The following is a 7,955-nucleotide window of genomic DNA, read 5'->3' as shown; positions in this document are numbered from 1 at the left end:
GGCCTGCCCGCCGTCCCGTCGGCCTCGAAATACTTCACGCACGCCGCCTCCATGGCCCGGTCAAACCCGTTCTCGCGCAGAAGCTCGTTCAGCTTCTCGTAGAACCGGTGCCCCGGCGACCGCGGCAGCGAAGGCGCCGCCACCCAGAGCGGCGCCTGCTTCTCCCGTCTTCGACCCATCGACATGACGCGGACAAACCTACCATCCCCTCCCGTCCCTGTCGATCGTCCTTCGGGATAGGTCCACGGGCTGCTAGGACGTCGCCCCCGCACGGGAACGCGCCCCGGCGCCTGCGGGGTTCGTCCCAGCAAACTCCATCGTGCCGTCGTCGACCTCCCCGAAACGCAAGGCCGCGATGTCGAGCAAATAATTCTGATTGACCTTCCACGGTTTCTTCGAGCCTTGCCTCGGAAACGCGTGGACCGCGCGCTGGACATACCCCGACGAGAAATCGAGCAACGGCAGCTCCTCCACGTCGGAATCCCCGCGGCACGGCGTGCACCGACGCGCGCCGATCACGTCCATGTGGTTCAGCAGGCGACAAACGTATTCGGAGACGAGGTCGGCTTTCAGGGTCCACGACGCATTCGTGTACCCGAACGCGCACGCCAGGTTCGGCACGTCGCTGAACATCACACCCTTGTAACTGAGGAGCTTCGACGGCTCGACGCGGCGACCGTCCACCAGAAGCTCCACGCCGCCGAGGAAGAGGAGCCGTAACCCCGTCGCCATCACCACGAGATCCGCTTCGAGCTCCTGCCCCGACACGAGCCGGATTCCCTTTTCGGTGAACGTATCGATATGGTCGGTGACGACCGACGCCTTGCCCGACTTCACGGCCTTGAAAAGATCACCGTCCGGCACGACACACAGGCGCTGATCCCAGGGGTTGTATCGAGGCGTGAAATGTTTGTCGACGTCGAAGTCGGGCCCGAGGCTCTCCCGCACGAGATCGACCATCCGCTTCTTCACGCTCGTCGGCCTCCGCCGCGCGAGCTGATAAAAGAACATGCCCACGAGCACGTTCTTCCAGCGCGTGACCTCGTACGCGACGTGCATGGGGACCCGCTTCTGGAGCCAGCGCGCGATCACGTCCTGGGACGGGAGCGATACCACGTACGTCGGCGAGCGCTGGAGCATCACCACATGCGCGGCCTCCTTGGCGAGTTCCGGCACGAGCGTAACGGCCGTCGCGCCGCTGCCGATCACGACCACGCGTTTCCCGCGATACGCGACGTCCTCCGTCCAAAATTGCGGATGCACGATGCGCCCCTTGAAGCGCTCGGTGCCCGCGAACTCGGGCGCATGCCCCTTCTCGTAATCGTAATAGCCGCTGCACATGAGGAGAAAATTGCACGTGAAGCGGACGATCTCCTTCGACGGGCCGCGCTCGACCTCCACGGTCCACACCGCGCGCTCGCTCGACCACGTGGCGCGCACGACCCGGCAGCCGAACCGGATCTTCGATTCGATGCCGATCTCCTTCGCCGTCTCGCGGATGTAGGCGAGGATCGACGAGCCATCCGCGATGGCCTTCCGCTCCTTCCACGGCTTGAACGAATAGCCGAGCGTGTACATGTCGGAGTCGGACCGAATGCCCGGATAACGAAAGAGGTCCCAGGTCCCGCCGATGGCCTCGCGCCCCTCGAGGATCGCGAACGTCTTGCCGGGGCACTTGGTCGTGAGGTGATGGGCCGCCCCGATCCCCGACAACCCTGCACCCACGATGATCACGTCGAAATGTTCGGACATCTCTCGCACCTGCTCGTCACGACCCGAAGGCGGCTCCACGATAGCAGGCCCCAGCCGAGCTGGCGAGCCGGCACGCGCAGCTCCGTCTCAAGGACGGACTTCGAGCAATGCTCCCACGGCGTAACCGACGAGTGCGGTCGCAATGCCGATGGCCGCAAGCTCGAGGCCGCTCTTCGAGCGCCGCCCCGTCGTGACGTGCCCCTTGTAGGCGCCCACCGCGAAAAGCGAGAGCGCGGCCAGAGCCACGGAGGCGACCATCCCCGCGCGAACGGGCAGGAGAAAAAACGGCACGAGCGGCACGAGCGAGCCGAGGATCGACGACACGCCGACGACGAGCGCGCCGCGCAGGGCTTGCCTTCGCTCGACGGGCGCGAGCTTGTGCTCCTCGGCCATCATGACCGCGACCCATACCTCGCGGTTCGCCGTGATCGTCTCGACCACCTTGTCGAGCATTTCCCCCTCGAATCCCTTGCTCCGGTAAATGTCGCGGATCTCCTCCCGCTCGAGCGCCGGGATGTCGCGGACGTGGCGCATCTCCCGCGCGCGCTCGCTCTCGTAGACGTCGGCCTCGGCCATCGTCGAGGTGTAAGCGACCGCGGCCATCGAGAGCGATTCGGCGAATGCGGCCGCGAGGCCCGCGACGAGCACCACGGCCGAGGCGCTCGTCGCGGCCGCGACGCCGAGGACCACGCCGAGCACGTTCACGAGCCCGTCTTGCCCTCCGAGCACGACATCCGAGATCCCGGACGCGCGTCGATGACGATCCCCGAGCGCGCGCGCCTCGAGCGCCTCGATATCACGGCTTTCGTTTTCCTGGACATCCGGCGGCATTCGTGGCGCCTCCAGCGAGCGCCATGCCAGACCCACGCGGAAAGGCCGCTCGGCCGGCGCGCGACGCCTGCGCTTCTCATGGTCGCGGACGTCGCCCTGCACGGCTTGCGTTGACCGTGCAGAACCTGCGCCTGCCGGGCGGCCGGGTCACGCTTCGAAGGTCAGCCCTTCCAGTGCGGGGGAATCGTCTTTTCGTAATAGGGCAAGGCCTCGATGCGCTTCATCCAGGCGGTGATGCGAGCGGGCCAGAGGTCGCCGAGGCCGTGCGCGGGCAGGCGGTCGTCGACGCGACGGATGGCGCGAACGTGCGGATAGGTCGCGAAATCGGCGAGCGAGAGGTCGCCTGCGAGCCAATCCCCCGTGAGCCGGGCCTCCCATCGCGCGAGCTCTTCGAGGATGGCCGCGTGCGCCTCGGCGATCTTGGTCGCGTCCCGCGCCTCTTCTTTGGTGAACAAAGTTTCCTGGAACAACTTGCGTTGCACCGGGGCGATGTAGCCGTCGGCCTCGGCGGCGAGCTGGCGAACCTTTGCGCGCGCGGAAATGTCGCGCGGCAGGAGCGGGGAATCGGGAAATCGTTCTTCGAGGTACTCGACGATCGCGTTCGATTCGGCGATCACGAGGCCGTCGTGCACGAGGACGGGCACCTTGCCGCGCGGGTTGATCGCGAGATATTCGGGGGTACGCGTCTCGCCGCGGTCGAACGTCAAAAGCTTCCACTCGTAGTCGAGCTTCTTGTGCTCGAGGGCGAGCCATACCTTCCAGGCGTACGGCGATCCGGAGCCGTAGTAGAACGTGAGCGACATCGAAGCCTCCTTCAGCCGAGCGCGGCCGGGCCCGGAGTAAAACCCCTCGAAAGGGCACGGTCAACCGCCCGCCACGACGACGACCTGCTTGTGCTCCGCGCCGTCTGAACGTATGACCAGTCCATGATCCCGCTTCGCACGATCGCGCTCGACGAGACGCACCACGTGCAGGTCGGCGCCCTGCCCGAGGCCCTGGTCCCGGACGCGGCCGGCTTCGAGGCGCTCTGGGCGCTGCACCCGGACGAGTTTCACCAGATCAAGATGCACGGCCGCCTCGTGCGCACGCCGCGATGGCAACAGGCGTACGGCGCGGACTACCGCTACACGGGCAACACGAATCGCGCGCTCCCGCTGACGCCGGAGATGGAGGCGTGGCTCGGCTGGGCACGCGAGGCCTTCGATCCGCGGCTGAACGGCCTGCTCTTCAACTGGTACGACGGCGCGGAGGGGCATTACATCGGAAAACACCGCGACAGCGACATCAACCGCGTCGAGGGGTCGCCGATCGTCACGTTCTCGTTCGGCGAGGAGCGGGTGTTCCGCATGCGGCCGTGGCGAGAAAAGGGGTTCGTCGACGTCCCCGCGGTGCATGCGGGGGTCATCGTGATTCCGTGGGATACGAATCGCACCTGGACCCACGAGGTCCCCGCGCCGAAGGGCTCACGCGGGCGAAGGATCTCGGTGACGATCCGGGCATTTTACGGCTGACCCCGCGCCTCACGCCGCGCGACGGCTCGATCGGAGCGCCTGATCGAGATCGTCGGCGAGGGCCTGCGCGGTCGAATAAATCGCGGCCGCGCCCGCCTGTTCGAGCACTCCGCGCTCGATTCCGCCGGTGAGCACGCACAAACAAGGCAGGTCGATCTTCTTCGCCGCGACGATGTCGTACACCGTATCGCCCACGACGAGCGCCTCGGCCGGCCGGCCGAGCGCGGAGAGCGCCTCCGCGAAGATATCGGGCGCGGGTTTCGTCGTGGAGACGTCGTCCTTCGAGATGATCACGTCCACGTGCTTCGCGGCCGGGCCGAGCTTTTCGAGGAGCCGATCGAGCTCCTCGCGGCGCGCCGAGCTCGCCAGCGCGATACGCACGCCTCGCTCGCGCAGCGCTTCGAGAAGCCGCATCGCGCCGGGGAGAGCGCGCGCGTGCTCGATGAGGCCCGTCTCGACGTATTCCTCCGCGTGAAAGGCGCTCGCCTGCTCGGCCACGTCGTCCGGGACCTCTCCCAGAATGGCAGGCACGAGCCGATCTCCGCCCATTCCGATCGCGTGCAAGATCCGGTTCGACTCGATTTCCCTCCCCAGCCGCTCGAAGGCCCGCCGCCAGGCGAGCACGTGCAGGAGGTTCGTATCGATCAGCGTCCCGTCCACGTCGAGCAATGCAGCTTGGTTCATGGAGCTCCCTCGCCGGCAAATTCGAGGCCTGCCCGACGACGCCCCAGCAGCGTCGCTCAGCGCCGCCCTGCACCATTGCAGCGTGAGTGCACGGTACGACCGCTCGTTATGCAGGCAGAGCCGGTTCGAGTGCTTGCTGTCCCAAACAACTCATCAAGTTCAGGCGTGTCCCTACGGAGCGACCTGACGCAGAAATCAATGCCACACGGGCGGGCTCGGGATGCAAAGAATCATTCTCGTCCCGTCCCGGTCACGGCTCCGACGAGCCGGACGAACCCGCGATCGCCCGGCTCCCGGAGGCCCATTCGTGGATCGTTTTTCCTCTCCCCATGGTGACGATGCTCCAGGAAGACGCGAGTCCATGGTTTCCGAGGGTTCAGCGCACGAACGCGAGGTGATGCAAAACAGCGGTCAGGGTTTTCGTTCGACCCTGCCGCGGGCGTCCATCGTGCACCACCTCGGGGGTCCCATGGACCTCGACGATCTATGTGCGCGTTTCGTAAATGCGCAACTGGCTGGCGATCGGCGTGAGGCGCTTCGCCTCGTGATGGAGGAGGGCGTCGGGCGCGGCGCGCCGGCCTCGGAGATCGGTTTGCATGTCCTGCGGGCAGCGCAGCGCAGGATCGGAGAGCTCTGGCAGGACAACCGGATCGGCGTCGCGGACGAGCATCTCGCCACCGCGATCGCGCAGGTCGTCCTCTCGCATCTCTACCGTCTGTCGCCCGCCTCGCCGCTCATCGACAAACTCGTCGTCTTCGGCTGCGTCGAAGGCGAGCACCACGACTTTCCCGCCCGCCTCGCCGCCGACGCCCTCGACCTCGCAGGCTACGACGTACGCTTCCTCGGCGCCGACGTTCCCACCGAATCGCTCATGTCCATGATCCGCCGAGAGTGCCCCGACCTCGTCGCCCTCTCGGCCACCATGAGCTTCAACCTGCGCTCGCTGCGCATGACCGTGGCGCGGCTCCGGTCCGACTTCGGCGAGGCGCTGCCCATCCTCGTCGGCGGCGCGGCCTGCGACACGCTCGTGGATCCCGGCGCGGAGCTCGGCGCCGACGGATTCGCTCGCGACACGCGCGACCTCATCGGAATCGTGGGCCGGCTGGTCTCCCGCCCATCCCTTCGAGCGCGGCAGCAGGCCCTCGGAGGGCACCCTTGACCGAACGAATGGACGCGCGCTGGCTCTCCGCGAGCCGAGAGCTCGTGCTCGCGTGTGACGCGCGAGGGATCATCCGGTGGGCCGACGTGCGAGCGCGGACCCTCCTCTCCGCGCAGCCCGGCACCGCGCTGACCACGCTCTCCGTGCCCGGCACGGAAGAAAAAACCCAGGCGCTGCTCACGCGCGCGGCGAGGAACGAGATCCGCAACTGGGAGCTCTCGCTCCTCTGCAACGGCAAGCCCGCCACGGTGTCGTTCAGCGCGTACCCCGACGGCGAGGGCGGCACCGAGCTCTTCGGCTTCGTGTACCCCGAGGGCTACGGCGGCGCGATCGAGCAGCTCAGCCGCGCCCTCACCGAGATCGTCAACCTGAACCGCGAGATCGTCCGGCAAAAGCGCGAGATCGAGCACCAGCAGACGGAGCTCACCCGCACGCACCGCGAGCTCGACGAGTCGAACCGCGGCGTCGTCACGCTACACGCCGAGCTCGAAGACAAGGTCGACGCGCTCCGCCGCACGTCCGAGGTCCGCACCCGCGTCCTCGCCAACGTGAGCCACGAGTTCCGCACGCCGCTGCACTCGATCCTGGGTTTGTCCCAGCTCCTGCTCGACGGCACCGACGGCCCGTTGACGGACGAACAACAGAAGCAGATCCGCTTCATCCGCACCTCGGCCGAGGAGCTCTCGCAGCTCGTCAACGACGTGCTCGATCTCTCCAAGGCGGAGTCCGGCAAGCTCACGCTGCGCGCCGAGAGCTTCGCGGTCTCGGAGTTCTTCGCCGCCATGCGCGGCATGCTCCGGCCGCTCCTGCCCTCGCACCCCGGCGTCGATCTCTTCTTCGAGCTGCCCGAAGGCGGCGTCACGCTCGAGACCGATCAGGGCAAGGTCGCCCAGGTCATCCGCAACCTCGTCACGAACGCGCTCAAGTTCACCGAACATGGCCGCGTCGTCGCGAGCGCCGTGCGGCGCGGCGACGACGTGGTCTTCCGCGTGGAGGACACGGGCATCGGCATCGCGCCCGAGCACGAGGGCCGCATCTTCGAGGAGTTCGGGCAGATCGACGGGCCGCTCCAGCGCAAGCACAAGGGCACGGGGCTCGGCCTGGCGCTCTCGCGGCGCCTCGGCGAGCTGCTCGGCGGGACGCTCACGGTCGAGAGCGCGCTCGGCAAAGGCTCGACGTTCACCCTCCGAATCCCCGCCACGCACCCCGAGGTGCGCGAGCTCGCGACGCTCGCGGCGCGCCCGCTCGATCCGTCCCGCTCGCCGGTGCTCATCGTCGAGGACGACCGCAAGACGATGTTCATCTACGAGAAGTTCCTCTCGCTCGCCGGCTTCCAGGTCGTGCCTGCGCGCACCGTCGACGACGCGCGCAGGCAACTCGGCACGTTCCGCCCCGCGGCGATCGTGCTCGACATCATGCTCGAAGGCGAGGCCACCTGGGACTTCCTCGCCGAGGTGAAGCAGAGCCCCGAGACACGCGAGATCCCCGTCCTCGTCGTGACCGTCACCAACAAGGAGCAACGCGCGCGCGCGCTCGGCGCCGACGAGTTCTGGCTCAAGCCGGTCGATCAGGATCACCTGCTCCGCAAGCTGAAGAGCGTGGCGCGGCCCGGCACGCCCACGCGGCTGCTCGTCATCGACGACGACGAGCGGGCCCGGTACCTCATGCGCAAGCTGCTCGAAAAGACGCCCTACGAGCTCGTCGAAGCGCGCACCGGGCCCGAGGGCGTGGAGTTCGCCCAGAAGCTCCGTCCCGAGGTCATCTTCCTCGACTTCCTGCTCAAGGACGTCACCGCGTTCGACGTCCTCGACGACCTCAAGGCTGACCCGCGCACGCGGGGCATCCCCGTCGTGATCGTCACCTCGCACGTGCTCGAGCCCTCCGACCGCGAGCGGCTCGTGGCCGAGACCGAGGCGATCGTCTCGAAGGACAGCCTCTCGCGCGAGCTCGCCATTCACCGCATTCGCGACGCCTTGCGGAAGGCCGGCGTCAGCACCTCATCGAGCACGGAGTGACGG

The 7,955-nt window shown here is 67.4% G+C and carries 7 protein-coding genes and 1 pseudogene; 3 read left to right on the top strand and 5 right to left on the bottom strand.

Features of this window, described 5'->3' with window-relative positions:
* The 4 genes and pseudogenes from QHF84_RS23840 to QHF84_RS23825 form a co-directional block, all read right to left on the bottom strand.
* Nucleotides 1–185 (bottom strand): annotated as a pseudogene (locus QHF84_RS23840) (DDE transposase); the annotation flags it as partial.
* A gap of 67 nt (nucleotides 186–252) precedes the next feature.
* A complete protein-coding gene (locus QHF84_RS23835) occupies nucleotides 253–1,752 on the bottom strand; it encodes an NAD(P)/FAD-dependent oxidoreductase (RefSeq protein ID WP_281315689.1) in 1,500 nt (499 codons plus the stop codon).
* 87 nt (nucleotides 1,753–1,839) lie between these two features.
* On the bottom strand, nucleotides 1,840–2,583 hold the full coding sequence (locus tag QHF84_RS23830; protein WP_281315688.1) for a VIT1/CCC1 transporter family protein: 744 nt from the start codon (nucleotides 2,581–2,583) through the stop codon (nucleotides 1,840–1,842).
* 161 nt (nucleotides 2,584–2,744) lie between these two features.
* Nucleotides 2,745–3,386 carry a glutathione S-transferase family protein gene (locus QHF84_RS23825; RefSeq protein ID WP_281315687.1) on the bottom strand — a complete coding sequence of 214 codons (642 nt, stop codon included), beginning with the start codon at nucleotides 3,384–3,386 and terminating at the stop codon, nucleotides 2,745–2,747.
* A 123-nt stretch (nucleotides 3,387–3,509) separates the two neighbouring features.
* On the opposite strand from QHF84_RS23825, the gene QHF84_RS23820 reads away from it, so the two are divergent.
* Complete coding sequence (locus QHF84_RS23820) at nucleotides 3,510–4,094, top strand: alpha-ketoglutarate-dependent dioxygenase AlkB (protein ID WP_281315686.1); 585 nt, start codon at nucleotides 3,510–3,512, stop codon at nucleotides 4,092–4,094.
* A 9-nt stretch (nucleotides 4,095–4,103) separates the two neighbouring features.
* Here QHF84_RS23820 and QHF84_RS23815 read toward each other — a convergent pair whose 3' ends face one another.
* Nucleotides 4,104–4,778: an HAD family hydrolase gene (locus QHF84_RS23815; protein WP_281315685.1), complete on the bottom strand. Its 675-nt coding sequence runs from the start codon at nucleotides 4,776–4,778 to the stop codon at nucleotides 4,104–4,106.
* 547 nt (nucleotides 4,779–5,325) lie between these two features.
* Here QHF84_RS23815 and QHF84_RS23810 point away from each other — a divergent pair.
* Together QHF84_RS23810 and QHF84_RS23805 are read left to right on the top strand one after the other, a co-directional pair.
* A complete protein-coding gene (locus QHF84_RS23810; RefSeq protein ID WP_348652876.1) occupies nucleotides 5,326–5,937 on the top strand; it encodes a cobalamin-dependent protein in 612 nt (203 codons plus the stop codon).
* Complete coding sequence (locus QHF84_RS23805) at nucleotides 5,934–7,952, top strand: response regulator (RefSeq protein ID WP_281315684.1); 2,019 nt, start codon at nucleotides 5,934–5,936, stop codon at nucleotides 7,950–7,952. The genes QHF84_RS23810 and QHF84_RS23805 overlap by 4 nt, the downstream gene beginning before the upstream one ends.
* The last annotated feature ends 3 nt before the right edge of the window (nucleotides 7,953–7,955 follow it).

The sequence above is a fragment of the Polyangium sp. y55x31 genome (assembly GCF_029946505.1).
Taxonomy (GTDB): Bacteria; Myxococcota_A; Polyangia; order Polyangiales; family Polyangiaceae; genus Polyangium.
Note: the sequence above shows the minus strand (reverse complement) of the source record. Positions and strands in the feature narration are given on the sequence as shown.

Coding starts and splice junctions, on each gene's coding strand:
- QHF84_RS23835 (WP_281315689.1), bottom strand. CDS start 1,752: ATGTCCGAACATTTCGACGTGATCATCGTGGGTGCAGGGTTGTCGGGG.
- QHF84_RS23830 (WP_281315688.1), bottom strand. CDS start 2,583: ATGCCGCCGGATGTCCAGGAAAACGAAAGCCGTGATATCGAGGCGCTC.
- QHF84_RS23825 (WP_281315687.1), bottom strand. CDS start 3,386: ATGTCGCTCACGTTCTACTACGGCTCCGGATCGCCGTACGCCTGGAAG.
- QHF84_RS23820 (WP_281315686.1), top strand. CDS start 3,510: ATGATCCCGCTTCGCACGATCGCGCTCGACGAGACGCACCACGTGCAG.
- QHF84_RS23815 (WP_281315685.1), bottom strand. CDS start 4,778: ATGAACCAAGCTGCATTGCTCGACGTGGACGGGACGCTGATCGATACG.
- QHF84_RS23810 (WP_348652876.1), top strand. CDS start 5,326: ATGGAGGAGGGCGTCGGGCGCGGCGCGCCGGCCTCGGAGATCGGTTTG.